14 protein-coding genes are annotated in these 13752 nt (G+C 67.3%); 6 read left to right on the top strand and 8 right to left on the bottom strand.

The features are described 5' to 3' along the window. Positions 1–16: 16 nt before the first annotated feature. From ACOMD9_RS05390 to ACOMD9_RS05360, 7 genes are all read right to left on the bottom strand, one after another. The gene (locus ACOMD9_RS05390) at positions 17–1225 is read right to left on the bottom strand and encodes a pyridoxal-phosphate-dependent aminotransferase family protein (RefSeq protein ID WP_421412608.1); all 1209 of its coding nucleotides are present in this window, start codon (positions 1223–1225) and stop codon (positions 17–19) included. A 66-nt stretch (positions 1226–1291) separates the two neighbouring features. After that, positions 1292–2479 (bottom strand): CaiB/BaiF CoA transferase family protein, encoded by a 1188-nt coding sequence (locus ACOMD9_RS05385; protein WP_421412606.1) that lies wholly within the window; start codon positions 2477–2479, stop codon positions 1292–1294. A 37-nt stretch (positions 2480–2516) separates the two neighbouring features. Further along, positions 2517–3296: an enoyl-CoA hydratase gene (locus ACOMD9_RS05380; RefSeq protein WP_421412604.1), complete on the bottom strand. Its 780-nt coding sequence runs from the start codon at positions 3294–3296 to the stop codon at positions 2517–2519. A 27-nt stretch (positions 3297–3323) separates the two neighbouring features. Next, positions 3324–4607 (bottom strand): TRAP transporter large permease, encoded by a 1284-nt coding sequence (locus tag ACOMD9_RS05375; RefSeq protein ID WP_421412602.1) that lies wholly within the window; start codon positions 4605–4607, stop codon positions 3324–3326. Then, a complete protein-coding gene (locus ACOMD9_RS05370; RefSeq protein ID WP_421412600.1) occupies positions 4604–5191 on the bottom strand; it encodes a TRAP transporter small permease in 588 nt (195 codons plus the stop codon). Before ACOMD9_RS05370 ends, ACOMD9_RS05375 begins: the two co-directional genes overlap by 4 nt. An 85-nt stretch (positions 5192–5276) precedes the next feature. Further along, positions 5277–6257, bottom strand: coding sequence for a TRAP transporter substrate-binding protein (locus ACOMD9_RS05365; RefSeq protein WP_421412598.1), 981 nt, complete (start codon positions 6255–6257; stop codon positions 5277–5279). A gap of 200 nt (positions 6258–6457) precedes the next feature. Further along, the gene (locus tag ACOMD9_RS05360) at positions 6458–6919 is read right to left on the bottom strand and encodes a GlcG/HbpS family heme-binding protein (RefSeq protein ID WP_421412596.1); all 462 of its coding nucleotides are present in this window, start codon (positions 6917–6919) and stop codon (positions 6458–6460) included. Between the two features lie 310 nt (positions 6920–7229). On the opposite strand from ACOMD9_RS05360, the gene ACOMD9_RS05355 reads away from it, so the two are divergent. Continuing rightward, the gene (locus tag ACOMD9_RS05355; RefSeq protein ID WP_421412594.1) at positions 7230–7913 is read left to right on the top strand and encodes a GntR family transcriptional regulator; all 684 of its coding nucleotides are present in this window, start codon (positions 7230–7232) and stop codon (positions 7911–7913) included. 33 nt (positions 7914–7946) lie between these two features. On the opposite strand, the gene glcC is transcribed toward ACOMD9_RS05355, so the two are convergent. Beyond that, positions 7947–8726, bottom strand: coding sequence for a transcriptional regulator GlcC (gene glcC / locus ACOMD9_RS05350; RefSeq protein ID WP_421412592.1), 780 nt, complete (start codon positions 8724–8726; stop codon positions 7947–7949). A gap of 230 nt (positions 8727–8956) precedes the next feature. Between glcC and glcD the strand changes: the two genes are divergently transcribed. The 5 genes from glcD to ACOMD9_RS05325 all read left to right on the top strand — a co-directional run bounded on the left by glcD (position 8957) and on the right by ACOMD9_RS05325 (position 13738). Then, positions 8957–10447 carry a glycolate oxidase subunit GlcD gene (glcD, locus tag ACOMD9_RS05345; RefSeq protein WP_421412590.1) on the top strand — a complete coding sequence of 497 codons (1491 nt, stop codon included), beginning with the start codon at positions 8957–8959 and terminating at the stop codon, positions 10445–10447. 13 nt (positions 10448–10460) lie between these two features. Next, a complete protein-coding gene (glcE, locus tag ACOMD9_RS05340; RefSeq protein ID WP_421412588.1) occupies positions 10461–11561 on the top strand; it encodes a glycolate oxidase subunit GlcE in 1101 nt (366 codons plus the stop codon). 19 nt (positions 11562–11580) lie between these two features. Further along, complete coding sequence (glcF, locus tag ACOMD9_RS05335; protein WP_421412586.1) at positions 11581–12813, top strand: glycolate oxidase subunit GlcF; 1233 nt, start codon at positions 11581–11583, stop codon at positions 12811–12813. A gap of 120 nt (positions 12814–12933) precedes the next feature. Further along, entirely contained in the window at positions 12934–13335 is a 402-nt protein-coding gene (locus tag ACOMD9_RS05330) for a GlcG/HbpS family heme-binding protein (protein ID WP_183332147.1), read from the top strand. A 136-nt stretch (positions 13336–13471) separates the two neighbouring features. Then, on the top strand, positions 13472–13738 hold the full coding sequence (locus ACOMD9_RS05325) for a DksA/TraR family C4-type zinc finger protein (RefSeq protein ID WP_421412584.1): 267 nt from the start codon (positions 13472–13474) through the stop codon (positions 13736–13738). The last annotated feature ends 14 nt before the right edge of the window (positions 13739–13752 follow it).

The following is a 13752-nucleotide window of genomic DNA, read 5'->3' as shown; positions in this document are numbered from 1 at the left end:
ATGGCTGTGCCGAGGGTCAGTGGGCCGCCTCGAGGGGATGGCCGGCGAAGTACTCCAGCGCCGCGGTCACGCCGCTGCCCTCGAGGGTGACCCCGGCCAGTTTCATGCCGGCCTCGCAGCCCCCCAGGGTGGCGATCAGGGTCAGGTCGTTGCAGTCACCCAGGTGGCCGATACGGAACATCCTGCCCTTGGCCTTGCCCAGGCCCATGCCCAGCGACAGGTCGAAGCGCTCGTAGATGATCCGGCGGACCTCATCGGCATCGACACCTTCCGGCACCACCACCCCGGTGAGCACCGGCGAGTAGACGGCCGGGTCCTGGCACTGGATCTCGAGGCCCCAGGCCTCGACCGCCTTGCGAACGCCGGCGGCCCAGCGCCGGTGGCGCGCCAGCACGTGGTCGAGGCCCTCCTCGAGCAGCATGTCCAGCGCCTCGTTGAGCCCGTAGAGCAGGTTGGTGTTGGGGGTGTAGGGCCAGTAGCCGTTCCTGTTGGCCTCGAGAATCTCGTCCCATGCCCAGAAGCTCTTCGGCATGGTGTTGTGGCGGCTCGCTTCGATGGCCTTGTCGGACACCGCATTGAAGCTGATCCCCGGCGGCAGCATCAGGCCCTTCTGGGAGCCGGAGATGGTCACGTCCACGCCCCACTCGTCATGGCGATAGTCGGCGCTGGCCAGCCCCGAGATGGTATCGACCATCAGCAGCGCCGGGTGGCCCGCGGCATCGATGGCACGACGCACCGCCATGATATCGCTGGTCACCCCGGTGGAGGTCTCGTTGTGCACCACACAGACCGCCTTGATCTCGTGGTGAGTGTCCTCCTCGAGGCGCGCCGCGATCATCTCGGCCTGGACGCCACGGCGCCAGCCCTCGTAACCCGGCAGGCCGATGAATTCCGGCTCGAGCTGCAGCCGACGCGCCATCTTGTGCCACAGGGTGGCGAAGTGGCCGGTCTCGAACATCAACACCCTGTCGCCCGGCGACAGGACGTTGGAGAGGGCCGCCTCCCAGGCGCCGGTGCCCGAGGCCGGATAGATGATCACCGGGTTCTCGGTCCTGAAGACCCGCTTGATCTTGCCGAGGATCTCGCGGCCCAGGGCACCGAACTCGGGACCACGGTGATCGATGGTCGGCAGGCTCATGGCGCGCAGGATGCGATCCGGCACCGGCGAGGGGCCGGGGATCTGCAGGAAATGGCGGCCGGACGGGTGATAGTCGAGCTTCAGCATGATGATCTCTCCAGAGGGATCCCTGTTATCATAATAATGAATTCAATTATTGCCACACAACAAGCGCTAGGTGATGCAGCCCTCGGCGCGAAGGGTCTCGAGCTCCTCCGGCGACAGCCCGAGCCCGGCCAGCACCTCGTCGGTGTGCTGGGCGAACAGCGGCGCCGGGCTCCTGATCCGTGACGGAGTGCGCGAGAACTTGCTGGGAAAGCCGATGGTCTTCATCCTGCCGATCTTCGGGTGCTCCATCTCCTGCACCATGCCGCGGGCCAGATAGTGCTCGTCGTGCATGGCCTGGTCGAAGTCGTTGATCGGGCCGGCGGGCACGCCGGCCTTGTCGCAGCGCTCGAGCCAGAAGGTGACATCCTGCTCGGCCATGATCGCCTCCAGCTCGGCCTCGAGCTCCTCGACATGCCGGCCACGATCGAAATTGGTCAGGAAGCGTGGATCGTCCATCAGGTCGGGGCGTTCCAGCACGTTCTCGCAGAAACGCTCCCAGGTGCGCTGGTTGGCACAGCCCAGCATCAGGTACCCGTCCCGTGCCTTGATCGCCTGGTAGGGAGCGGAGACGCGATGACGCCAGCCGGTCGGCTCGGGCACCTTGCCCTCGGCGAAGTACGCAGCGGCTTCCCAGGTGAACCAGGGCAGGCCGCATTCGGTGATGGCAATGTCGATATGCTGGCCCTCGCCGCTGCTCATCCTGTGGATGTAGGCAGCGAGGATCGAGTAGACGGCGGTAATGCCGGCCCCGATGTCATAGACGGCGATGCCGGTCTTGAGCGGGCGCCGCCCCTTCTCGCCGGTCATCGACATCAGGCCCGTCATGCCCTGGGCCACCAGGTCGAAACCGCCGCGGTGGCTGTAGGGGCCGGTCTGGCCATAGCCCGAGATGGAACAATAGATGATGCCCGGATTGATCGCCTTGATGGTGTCGTAATCGATCCTGAGCGATCGGGTGACGCCCGTCCGGTAGTTCTCGACGATCACGTCGGCATCACGCGCCAGGCGATAGAAGATCTCGCGGGCCCGCTCGTCCTTCAGGTTCAACGAGATGCTCTTCTTGTTGCGATTGATCTGCGAGAAGCAGGTCGACTCGTCGTTGACGTAGGGGCCCATCTGGCGGCTGTCGTCGCCGCCGTTCATCTTCTCCACCTTGATCACCTCGGCCCCCATGTCCGCCAGCACCATGGTGCAGTACGGCCCGGCCATGATCTGCGAGACATCCAGGACTTTCAGGTTCTGTAAGGGAAGCATCGGCTCCACCCCGCTGGTCATTGTTCCCTGACGTGGCTCAGTGGCCCGTCCATTCGAAGGGCGTCTTGTTGACGAACTTGTCCACCGCCGACCTGAAGTCACGGCTCATGTAGCAGGTGGTGATCCAGTCGTCGCTGGCCTCCCGCGCCAGGCGACGATGCGCCTGCACGCGTCCCACCAGCGCCTTGCTGGCGCGCAGGGTCAGCGGTGCCCGTCGTCCGAGCTCGGCGGCGACGCCCGCGACCTCATCGGCGAGGCGGTCGGCCGCGACCACCGCATTGACCAGCCCGGCCTGGCTCGCCTCGTCGGCGGTGAACAGCTTGCCGAGCATCAGTACCTCCTTGGTCCGCGCGATGCCGACCATGTCGATCAGCCGTGACACGTTGGTGATCGACAGGGTGTTGCCCAGGGTCCTGGCGATGGGGACCCCGAACTGCAGCGAGGGCGTGCAGTAGCGGAAGTCGCAGACCAGCGCCAGGGCCGCCCCGCCCCCGACGCAGAAGCCCTCGATCATGGCGATGGTCGGCTTGTCGAGGGTCTCGAGCTTGCCCACTACCCGGTCGATGCGCTGCTCGTAGTCGGTCGCATGCCCGGGCTGCGTGAAGTGCATGAACTGGGTGATGTCGGTACCCGCCACGAAGGCCTGCCCCCCCACGCCGTAGAGCACCACCGCGTGGACATCGACCTCATCGGCCAGCCGGTCACAGCAGGCCTCCAGGGCGTCGTACATCTCCCAGGTCATGGCGTTGCGGGCGTCGGGACGGTTGAAGCCGATCCACGCCACGCCATCACGAATCTCGAACAACAGGCTATCCATCGTGACACTCCCCCTTCGCCGCCAGGCCTAGCGGTAGAAGAACTCGACCAGGGCCATCGGGATGGCCGGGATGTAGGTGATCATCAGCAGCACGAACAGCAGCACGCTGATGAAGCCCAGGTTGGAGCGCGTCACCGACCACACATCCGACTTGGCGATCGAACAGGCGGTGATCAGCACGCTGGCCACCGGCGGCGTCTGCTGGCCGATGGCCAGGTTGAGGCACACCACCAGGCCGAAGTGAACCGGATCGATGCCGGCGGCATTGACCAGCGGCATCACGATCGGCACCACCAGGATGATCGCCGCGGCGGAGTGCAGGAACAGGCCGATCAGCAGGAAGAAGATGTTGAGCAGCATCAGGATCGCGTACTTGTTGCTGGTCAGGTCCAGCACCGCCTGCGCGAGCTGCTGCGGCATGCGCATCTCGGTGAGGAAGACGCCGACCAGTGCCGAGGCCGCCACCAGCAGCATGACCACTGCCGTCTGCTGGCCGCCGTCGATCACCGCCTTGTAGAGCGCCGGCATGTCCAGTTCGCGGTAGATCACGGTACTGATGAGGATCGCCGCCGCCACCGCCATCCCCGCCCCTTCGGTGGCCGTGACGAAGCCGCCGAAGATCGAGCCGAGGATGATGATCGGCAGGGTCAGCGCCCAGCCGGCCTCCCTGGCGGTCTGCCAGACCCGCTTGAGCTGGAACACTTCCTCGACCGGCCAGTCGTACTTGCGCGCATAGTAGTAGCTGAGAAACATCAGGCCGACGCCCCCCAGGATCCCCGGGACGATGCCGGCGACGAACAGCTGCACGATGGAGGCCCCCGACATGACGCCGTAGAGGATCATGGGAATGGAGGGCGGGATGATGATGGCCAGGGACGCCGAGGACGACGTCACCGCCGCCGCGAACGAGCTGGGATAACCGCGCTTCTTCATGGCCGGGATCAGCACCGACCCGGTAGCCGCCACATCGGCCACCGCCGAGCCGGAGATCTCGGCGAAGAACATCGATACCCCGATGTTGATCATCGCCAGCCCCCCCCGGATGAAGCCGAACAGCGCCGAGGCGAAGGCGATCAACCGCCGGGAAATCCCGCCGGTGTTCATGATGGCCCCGGCCAGCACGAACATCGGGATGGCCAGCAGCGGGAAGCTGCTGGCCCCCTCGAACATGGTCAGGGCGATGTTGGGCAGCATCTCGACGCCCTGGGTGCCGACGATGGCCACCGTCGCCACGATGGCCAGGGAGACGGCGATGGGAACGCTGATGAGGATCAGTGCCAGCAGGCCGGAAAGCATCAGGAAGAGTGTCATGACTGTTTCTTCTCCGTGAGTTCATCCACCGTCAGGCCTGCCTGGGCGTTCTCGCGTTGCGCTTCCTCGATGGCATTGCGGATCTCTTCCTCCTCCTGGGTGATGCCGGAGCGCACCTTGGCCATGTAGGCGGGCATGCTGAGCAGCTGGGCCACGATGAACAGCGCCGCGCCTATGGGAATGACTGACTGGGTGAAGGTCACGGGCACCCAGCGCAGGGTGATCAGCGCCATGCCCTGCATGACCTCGAGCACCACCAGCCCGGCCCAGCCCAGCACCAGGAAGAAGCCGATGAAGAGGGCCTCGGAGAGATAGGCCACCGGCATCCGCACCTTTTCCGGCATGGCCCGAAGCAGGCCGTCGACACCGATGTGTCCGCGCTTCAGTGCCGCCAGTGCACCGGCGTAGTAGGTCAGCCATACCAGCATGATGGCCGCCACCTCGTCATACCAGGATGGCGTTCGTGCCGCATAGCGCGTCACCACCGCATAGAGCACGACGAGGGTCAGGGTGACCATCAGGATGGCTGTGACGATCTCGAGCAATCGCCCCAGCCACAAGGAAAGTCGATTCACGGTTCCCATGGGAGTCAACTCGTTGGAAGGGAGGCAGGGGGCTCCCGTGCCCTGACGACACGGGAGCCGGTTCAAGCGCAGGGAACGCGAGGGACTAGAAGTCCTCGCCGAGCTCCAGGACCGTGTCGATCAGTGCCTGGGCACCCTCCACCTCCTCGGCGAAGGCACGATAGATCGGCTGGGAAGCCTCGATGAACGTGGAGGTATCGACCTCGTTGATCTCGGTGCCGGCCTCGCGGATGACATCGAGAAGGTCATGGTCGAGTTGCTCGGCCCGATCATAGACATAGGCCTGGTTTTCCAGGGCCGCGTCGATGAGGATCTCCTGGATCTCTTCCGGCAGGCGGTTGAAGCGCGAGCCCGCCGTCATGTAGGCCGGCGTGTAGACATGGCCGGTGAGCGAGAGGTAGTCCTGCACCTCCTGGAAACGCTGGCCGGCGATCTGTGCCAGGGGGTTCTCCTGGCCATCCATGACACCGGTCTGCAGGGCCATGAAGACCTCGGAGAGCGCCATCGGTGACGGCTCGGCGCCGTATTCCTCGAACATCCTCACCCGCCAGGCCCCGCGCGGGGTACGCAGCTTGACGCCCTGCAGGTCTTCCGGTGCGTTGATGGGACGCACGTTGTTGGTGATATGGCGGAAGCCGTTCTCCCATACGGCCAGGATGCGGTAGCCGTTCTCCTCGGCGATCGGCGCCAGGGTCGGCCAGACGACCTCCTCCTCGATGCGCTTCATGTGCTCACGGTTCTTGACCAGGTAGGGCAGCTCGAACAGGCCGAACTCGTCGGAAACCGAGGACATGATCGTCGAGGGCAGCGCGAAGTCGACGGTGCCGAGGCGCAACTTCTGCAGCAGCTCCTGGTCGTTGCCCAGCTGGCTGGAGCCGAACACCACCACCTCGTAGGGCTCGGGCAGTCGTTCATTGGCAAGCTCGGCGAAATGCTCGGCGGAATCCTCGAACAGCGAGTCAGGCCCCCCGACATGACCGAAGGTGATCTCGCGAGCCTGGGCCTGCAGGGAGGCCGAGGCCATCGCGACGGCAACCGTGGCGGCGGCGACACGTAGCATTACCATGGCGTGTTTCCTCTTGTTGTAGTGTTCAGTGCCTGGTGTGGAGCGTTGTACCGGCATCGTGACGGTCAGTCGGTGATGCCTGATGGACGATCGCAAAAATGAATTATTAATGCGAAATGCGTCAATGACTCAAGCTAGCCCCGGGGCGAGAGCGGTGTCAAGTGCCGTTGCCGGCTTCCCGAGAACGGGGGAACCGGCCCTCAGTCCGGCTCCAGCCCCCAGGCCATGCCAGCCGCCTCGATACCGGCGATGGCGGCCTGCTCGTCCTCGGCGGAGGAGGCACCGCTGACGCCGACCGCGCCGATCACGCACTGGTCGGCGTCGAGGATCAGCACACCACCGGCAACCGGTATGGAGCGACCACCGGAGGCGGCCGCCACGCTGGCGAGAAAGGCCGGGCGCTGGGTATTGCGCTGGCCGATGACACCGCTGGCCGCCCCATTGCCCAGCGAGGCAAAGGCCTTGCCCTCGGCGACGGCATGGCGCAGCGGCGAACAGCCATCCTCGCGCTCCGCCGCCACCAGGTTGCCGCCACCGTCCAGCACCACCACCGTGAGCGGCTCCATTTCCTGCCTGCGCGCCAGCGCGAAGGCACCATCGATGACGCCACGGGCCGCCTCGCGCCCCAGCAGCACCTTGCTGCGATACACCTTGCCTGCCATACGACCTCCTCCTGATGGTGACGATGCCCCGGGACTGCAGGCAGGGCGGAAGGCCGTCAGGCTCGGGGCCGTTGCTCCTCGCGCATTGCTTTGCAGCTTCCGGATTTTGAATTCATAATAATTTTGCACAACATCATCGTGCTCGCCACCCTGAGGTCAACGCGAGAGCGGGAACGCGCGGGATCGGCAGGTGTGGGAGACCGGGGTGAAGACGCAGGCGGGAAAAAACGCGAGACTGGGCTGACCCCGCATACGGCGACGGGGCCATTGACGGCAATGCTGGCCGGTATCACGCACCAAGGAAGCGAGCATGAGCAAGATTCAGCACCGAAATCTCTATCGCGAGGTCGCGGACCGTGTCCGCGACCTCATCGAACAAGGCGAACTGGCGCCGGGTGTCCGCATCCCCGAGCGCGACCTCTGCGAGCGGTTCGGCGTGTCGCGCACGCCACTGCGTGAAGCGTTGAAGGTCCTGGCGTCGGAGGGACTGGTGGAGCTGTTGCCCAACCGGGGCGCCAGGGTCAAGCAACTGACGATCAAGATGGTCAAGGACACCTATGACCTGATGGGCGCCCTGGAGGGCCTCTCCGGCGAGCTGGCCTGCCAGCAGATCAGCGACGAGGAGATGGCCGCTATCTGCGCCCTGCACGAGCGGATGCTCACCCACTATCGCAACAGGGAGCTGGCGGAGTACTTCGCGGTCAACCAGCGGATTCACGAGAGCATCCTGGCCGCCGCCAACAACGAGGTCCTGCTGGAGATGTACAACAACCTCAGCCAGCGGGTGAAGCGGGTACGCTACTCGAAGCGGATGACCGAAAGCTTCTGGCGCAAGGCCGTCGAGGACCACGAGCAGATGATCGCGGCGCTGAAGCAGCGCGACGGCCGCCAGCTCGGCCAGATCCTGCGCGACCACCTGTGCAACAAGCTCGAGGTGGTGTCCCTGGCGGGGGTGATCGAGGATGAAGCGCTCGTGAAACAGGCCAGCTCCTGAGCCATGACGCCTCGCCGGGCTGACGGCAGCGCCTCACTCCCACCCCTCCAGGCGCATGGCTGAACGTTCGAGGCGCTCGCTCTCGGCCTCGATCTCCCGCAGGCGATCGCCGATGCCTGAGAGGTGCTCGAGTGCCACCCGCCGTGCCATCTCCGGCCTGCCCTGGACCACGGCCCTGTGCAGCCGGGCGTGCTGGCGATTGAGCATCTCCCGTGGCCCCGGGCGGTGATAGAGGTTCTTCACCGAGGCAAAGACCGAGCTCAGCAGCAGGTCCGTGAGGCTCTGCAGGGTGTGCACCAGCACCGGATTGTGCGATGCCTGGCAGATCGCCAGGTGGAAGGCGTGGTCCAGCCTGGCCAGCTTCTCGACATCGACCGTTTCCGCCCCCGTCACGTAGTCGACCATCTCCTGGTAGCGGCGGGTGATCAGCACCCGATCCGCCGGGGTCCCCCGGCTAGCGGCGAGCCGTGCCGACTCGCCCTCGAGCAGCGCCCGCACCTCGAGCAGGTCGAACAGCGTCCGCGGATGACTCCTGAACAGGTGCATCAGCGGACTGTGGTCCCGGGAGGGCAACAGGTGCGCCACCATCGAACCACGCCCGTGACGGGTCTCGATGATTCCCTTGCTGCGCAGGATCCTGAGCCCCTCGCGCAGCGAGGAGCGCGACACCCCCAGCTTGTCGCACAGGCGACGCTCCGAGGGCAGCAGCTGTCCCGGACGAAAGACGCCATCGAGAATCAGCTGCTCGACTCTCGCCGCAACGCTGTCGGGGGTCCGCGCCCCACCCTGCATCTCGTCGGTCTTGAAAGGCATCACATAATCCTTGGGTTGCCTCGGCGGCGGTGGTAAACCATGGAGTATCGGTTTACGCTGCACGGGCATGAATTGGAAATACTTTCCATATCATAGACGAATTACTGGTCTGACCACCACACCACAGGCTGGACAGCCGAGCAGCCAGGCCACAGATTGTCGCCCACGGTCACGGAACACCAGGACCGGACGACCATGATGCTATCCACCGAGACGCATGGGGAATCACCATGAACACCCACTTCGATGAACGACTCGATGGCGGTCAACCCCGGCGCGACCAGTCCGAGGTGCTGGCCGACCTGCAGCAGGCACTGCCCGGCATGACCCTGCTGCACCGCGAGGAGGACCTGCGCCCCTTCGAGTGCGACGGCCTCTCCGCCTATCGTGCCCTGCCCATGCTGGTCGCCCTGCCCGAGACCCTCGAGCAGGTCGAGACGCTGCTCAAGCGCTGCCGGGCCCTGGGCGTGCCGGTGGTGACCCGCGGCGCCGGCACCGGCCTCTCCGGCGGCGCCATGCCGCTGGAGCACGGTGTGCTGCTGGTACTGTCGCGCTTCAACCGCATCCTCGAGATCGACCCCGATGCGCGCACCGCCCGGGTCCAGCCCGGGGTGCGCAACCTGGCCATCTCCGAGGCGGCCAGCCCCTACGGGCTCTACTACGCCCCGGACCCCTCGTCGCAGATCGCCTGCTCCATCGGCGGCAACGTGGCCGAGAACGCCGGCGGCGTGCACTGCCTCAAGTACGGCCTCACCGTGCACAACGTCATCAAGGTCGAGGTGCTGACCATCGAGGGCGAGCACATGACCCTGGGCTCCGACGCCCTGGATGCGCCCGGCTTCGACCTCCTGGCGCTGTTCACCGGCTCCGAGGGCATGCTCGGGGTGGTCACCGAGATCACCGTCAAGCTGCTGCCCAAGCCGGAGACCGCCAAGGTGCTGATGGCCAGCTTCGACGACATCGAGAAGGCGGGCAATGCGGTGGGGGCCATCATCGCCGCGGGCATCATCCCCGGCGGCCTGGAGATGATGGACAACCTGGCGATCCGCGCCGCCGAGGACTTCATCGGGGCCGGCTATCCGGTGGAGGCCGAGGCGATCCTGCTCTGCGAGCTGGATGGCGTGGAGGCGGACGTGGACGACGACTGCGCCACGGTGCGCCGCGTGCTGGAAGAGGCCGGCGCCACGGATATCCAGCAGGCCCGCGACGAGGCCGAGCGCGCGCTGTTCTGGGCCGGGCGCAAGAACGCCTTCCCGGCGGTGGGCCGCATGTCGCCGGACTACTACTGCATGGACGGCACCATCCCCCGCCGCGAGCTGGCGCGGGTGCTCAAGGGCATCGGCGACCTGGGCGAGGAGTACGGGCTGCGCGTGGCCAACGTCTTCCACGCCGGCGACGGCAACATGCATCCGTTGATCCTCTTCGATGCCAACCAGCCCGGCGAATTCGAGCGCGCCGAGGAGCTCGGCGGGCGCATCCTGGAGCTGTGCGTCGAGGTGGGCGGCACCATCACCGGCGAGCACGGCGTGGGCCGCGAGAAGATCCACCAGATGTGCGTGCAGTTCAGTCCCGGCGAGCTTACGACCTTCCGTGCCGCCAAGCGCGCCTTCGACCCCGACGAGCTGCTCAACCCGGGCAAGAACATTCCCACGCCGGCGCGCTGCTCCGAGTTCCGCCTGACCAAGAGCGCCGGCGACGCGCCGGCCCCGAGCCACGGCTGAGAGACAGGACGACATGGTGACCACTCACGACATCCCCAACCATGACGCCAGCCAGGCGCTGGCCGAACGCATCCGCCGCGCCGAGGCCGAGGGCACCCCCCTGCGCATCGTCGGCGGCGACACCAAGGCCTTCCATGGTCGACCGGTCGAGGGCGAGGCGCTCTCGACCCGCGAGCACCGCGGCATCACCGAGTACGACCCGGTGGAGTTGATCGTCTCGGTACGCACCGGGACCCCGCTGCGCGAACTGGAGGCCGCCCTGGCCGCCAACGGGCAGATGCTGCCCTGCGAACCGCCCCACTTCGGCGAGGACGCCACCGTGGGCGGCATGGTCGCCACCGGCCTCTCCGGCCCACGCCGCCCCTGGGCCGGCAGCGTGCGCGACTTCGTGCTGGGCACGCGGATCATCACCCGCCAGGGCAGCGAGCAGCGCTTCGGCGGCCAGGTGATGAAGAACGTGGCCGGCTATGACCTCTCGCGCCTGATGGTGGGCGCCCAGGGTACCCTGGGGCTGATCACCGAGGTCTCCATGAAGGTGCTGCCGCTGCCCGGCGCCAGCCGCAGCCTGCACCTGGACATGCCGCTGGCCCGGGCCCTGGAGAAGCTCTCCGAGTGGGGCCGCCAGCCGCTACCCATCAGCGCGGCCGCCTGGCTCGATGGAGCCCTGCACCTGCGCCTGGAGGGCGGGCCGAGCTCGGTGGCCGCCACCGCCGAACGCCTGGGCGGCGACGAGCTCAAGCCGGACTTCTGGGAGGCCCTGCGCGAGCAGCGCCTGGCCTTCTTCGCGAAGGACGACGGCCGGGCCCTGTGGCGCCTCTCGCTGCCCCACCACACCCCGGTGATCGAGCTGCCCGGCGTCAATGATCCCGACGTCCTCTACGACTGGGCGGGCTGCCAGCGCTGGCTGAGGAGCGACCTCGACGCCGAGGCGATCCGCCAGGCGGCGGCCCGCGCCGGCGGCCACGCCACCTGCCTGCGTGGCGCCGGCGGCGCACCGGTGGACGAGCCCTTCACTCCGCTGCCCCCGGTGCTGGCCCAGTACCACCGCAACCTCAAGGCCGAGCTGGACCCGCAGGGCATCTTCAACCCGGGCCGGCTCTACGCGGCATTCTGAGACAGGGGAAAACGCCGAGATGCAGACGCACTTTACCGAGGAAGACCTCAAGAAGCCGCATATCCGCGAGGCCGACCGAGTGCTGCGCAGCTGCGTGCACTGCGGCTTCTGCAACGCCACCTGCCCCACCTACCAGCTGCTGGGCGACGAGCGCGACGGCCCCCGCGGGCGCATCTACCTGATGAAGGAGATGCTCGAGGCCCCCGAGGGCGCCGACAAGGTGACCGAGGAGACCCGGCTGCACCTGGACCGCTGCCTGACCTGCCGCAACTGCGAGACCACCTGCCCCTCCGGGGTCGAGTACCACAAGCTGCTCGACATCGGCCGCGCCGAGATCGAGCGCCGGGTGCCCCGCAAGCCGGCCGAGCGGGCCCAGCGCTATGCGCTGCGCAAGATGCTGGTGGAACCGAAGCGCTTCCAGGCGCTGCTGAAACTGGGGCAGACCTTCAAGCCGCTGGTGCCCGGTGCCCTCCGGGACAAGATGCCGCCGGCCCCCGTGGATGCCGGCAAGCGCCCCGACGGCAGGCAACACGCCCGGCAGATGCTGATCCTGGAGGGCTGCGTGCAGCCCGGGCTCTCGCCCAACACCAACGCCGCCACGGCCCGGGTGCTGGATCGCCTCGGCATCGGCCTGACCCCGGTGGCGGAGGCCGGCTGCTGCGGCGCCATCGACTTCCACCTCAACGCCCATGACGAGGGCCGCGCCCGGGCGCGGGCCAACATCGACGCCTGGTGGCCGCACATCGAGGCCGGCGCCGAGGCGATCGTGCAGACCGCCAGCGGCTGCGGCGCCTTCGTCAAGGAGTACGTCGACATCCTCAAGGACGACCCGGCCTACGCCGAGAAGGCCGCCCGGGTGAGCGAACTGGCGAAGGACCTGGTCGAGGTGCTGCGAGACGAGGCCCTCGACGACCTGAGCGTGAAGCAGGGTCGCCGGCTCGCCTTCCACTGCCCCTGCACCCTGCAGCACGCCCAGAAGCTCGGCGGCGCCGTGGAGGGCGTGCTGACCCGGCTCGGCTTCGCGCTGACGCCGGTGGCCGATGCCCACCTCTGCTGCGGCTCGGCGGGCACCTACTCCATCACCCAGCCCGAGCTCTCGAAGCAGTTGCGCGACAACAAGCTCGACAACCTCGAGGCCGGCAACCCCGAGGTGATTGTCACCGCCAATATCGGTTGCCAGACGCACCTGGCCGGCGCCAACCGCACCGAGGTGCGCCACTGGATCGAAATCGTGGACGAGGCACTGACATGAAAGATCGTCACCGCGCTCAATCATTCAGCTGCCAGACGCACCTGGCCGGCGCCAACCGCACCGAGGTGCGCCACTGGATCGAGATCGTCGACGAAGCATTGACCCCCTGAGGAGACCACCATGAAGACCAAGCCCGCCCTGACCCTGACCGATGTCAACGCCATCCTCGATGCCGCCCAGCAGGAGGCCGAAGCCAACGGCTGGGGCGTCACCATCGCCGTGGCCGACGACGGCGGCCACCTGCTCGGCCTGCGCCGCATGGACAGCGCCCCGCCCTTCAGCGCCGAGGTGGCCGCCCAGAAGGCCCGCAACGCCGCCATCGGCCGCCGCGAGACCCAGGCCTTCGAGGAGATGATCAACGGCGGCCGCACCGCCTTCGTCACCGCGCCCATGCAGTCGCTGCTGGCCGGCGGCGTGCCGGTGCTGGTAGACGGCGAGGTGGCCGGCACCGTCGGCATCTCCGGCGTCAAGCCCGACCAGGACGTGCAGATCGCCCGCGCCGGCGTCGCCGCCATCGGCTGAGCCTCGGCGCCGAACCATGCTCCGACGGGCCCCGCCATGGCGGGGCCCGTCCCGCCGTGGCCGGCGGCCTGGACAAGGCGCGTGATTGTTCCAGACTGGGGACAGGACTGGGCGAACAGGTCGTGTGGAGGACACCATGGCGGGAGGCTGGTCGAGGGACGGCGCCGTGCAGGAGCAGATCGACAGCACGGTCGAGGACGCCCTGAAGCGGGCGCGCAGCGAACTGCCCCGGGGCGAGAGCCGGCGCCACTGCGAGGAGTGCGGCGACGAGATCCCCCGGGCACGCCGCGAGGCCCTGCCGGGGGTACGGCTGTGCATCGTCTGCCAGAACGAGTGCGACAAGCGCCGCACCGCCTTCAGCGGCTACAACCGCCGCGGCAGCAAGGACAGCCAGCTGCGCTGAGGGTGGCCCGTCGC

It is taken from the genome of Halomonas terrestris (assembly GCF_049166755.1).
Taxonomy (GTDB): Bacteria; Pseudomonadota; Gammaproteobacteria; order Pseudomonadales; family Halomonadaceae; genus Halomonas.
This window is presented reverse-complemented; position numbering and strand designations above follow the sequence as displayed.

Coding starts and splice junctions, on each gene's coding strand:
- ACOMD9_RS05325 (WP_421412584.1), top strand. CDS start 13,472: ATGGCGGGAGGCTGGTCGAGGGACGGCGCCGTGCAGGAGCAGATCGAC.
- ACOMD9_RS05365 (WP_421412598.1), bottom strand. CDS start 6,257: ATGGTAATGCTACGTGTCGCCGCCGCCACGGTTGCCGTCGCGATGGCC.
- glcC (WP_421412592.1), bottom strand. CDS start 8,726: ATGCCTTTCAAGACCGACGAGATGCAGGGTGGGGCGCGGACCCCCGAC.
- ACOMD9_RS05360 (WP_421412596.1), bottom strand. CDS start 6,919: ATGGCAGGCAAGGTGTATCGCAGCAAGGTGCTGCTGGGGCGCGAGGCG.
- ACOMD9_RS05385 (WP_421412606.1), bottom strand. CDS start 2,479: ATGCTTCCCTTACAGAACCTGAAAGTCCTGGATGTCTCGCAGATCATG.
- ACOMD9_RS05330 (WP_183332147.1), top strand. CDS start 12,934: ATGAAGACCAAGCCCGCCCTGACCCTGACCGATGTCAACGCCATCCTC.
- ACOMD9_RS05355 (WP_421412594.1), top strand. CDS start 7,230: ATGAGCAAGATTCAGCACCGAAATCTCTATCGCGAGGTCGCGGACCGT.
- glcE (WP_421412588.1), top strand. CDS start 10,461: ATGGTGACCACTCACGACATCCCCAACCATGACGCCAGCCAGGCGCTG.
- ACOMD9_RS05390 (WP_421412608.1), bottom strand. CDS start 1,225: ATGCTGAAGCTCGACTATCACCCGTCCGGCCGCCATTTCCTGCAGATC.
- glcD (WP_421412590.1), top strand. CDS start 8,957: ATGAACACCCACTTCGATGAACGACTCGATGGCGGTCAACCCCGGCGC.
- ACOMD9_RS05370 (WP_421412600.1), bottom strand. CDS start 5,191: ATGGGAACCGTGAATCGACTTTCCTTGTGGCTGGGGCGATTGCTCGAG.
- ACOMD9_RS05375 (WP_421412602.1), bottom strand. CDS start 4,607: ATGACACTCTTCCTGATGCTTTCCGGCCTGCTGGCACTGATCCTCATC.
- glcF (WP_421412586.1), top strand. CDS start 11,581: ATGCAGACGCACTTTACCGAGGAAGACCTCAAGAAGCCGCATATCCGC.
- ACOMD9_RS05380 (WP_421412604.1), bottom strand. CDS start 3,296: ATGGATAGCCTGTTGTTCGAGATTCGTGATGGCGTGGCGTGGATCGGC.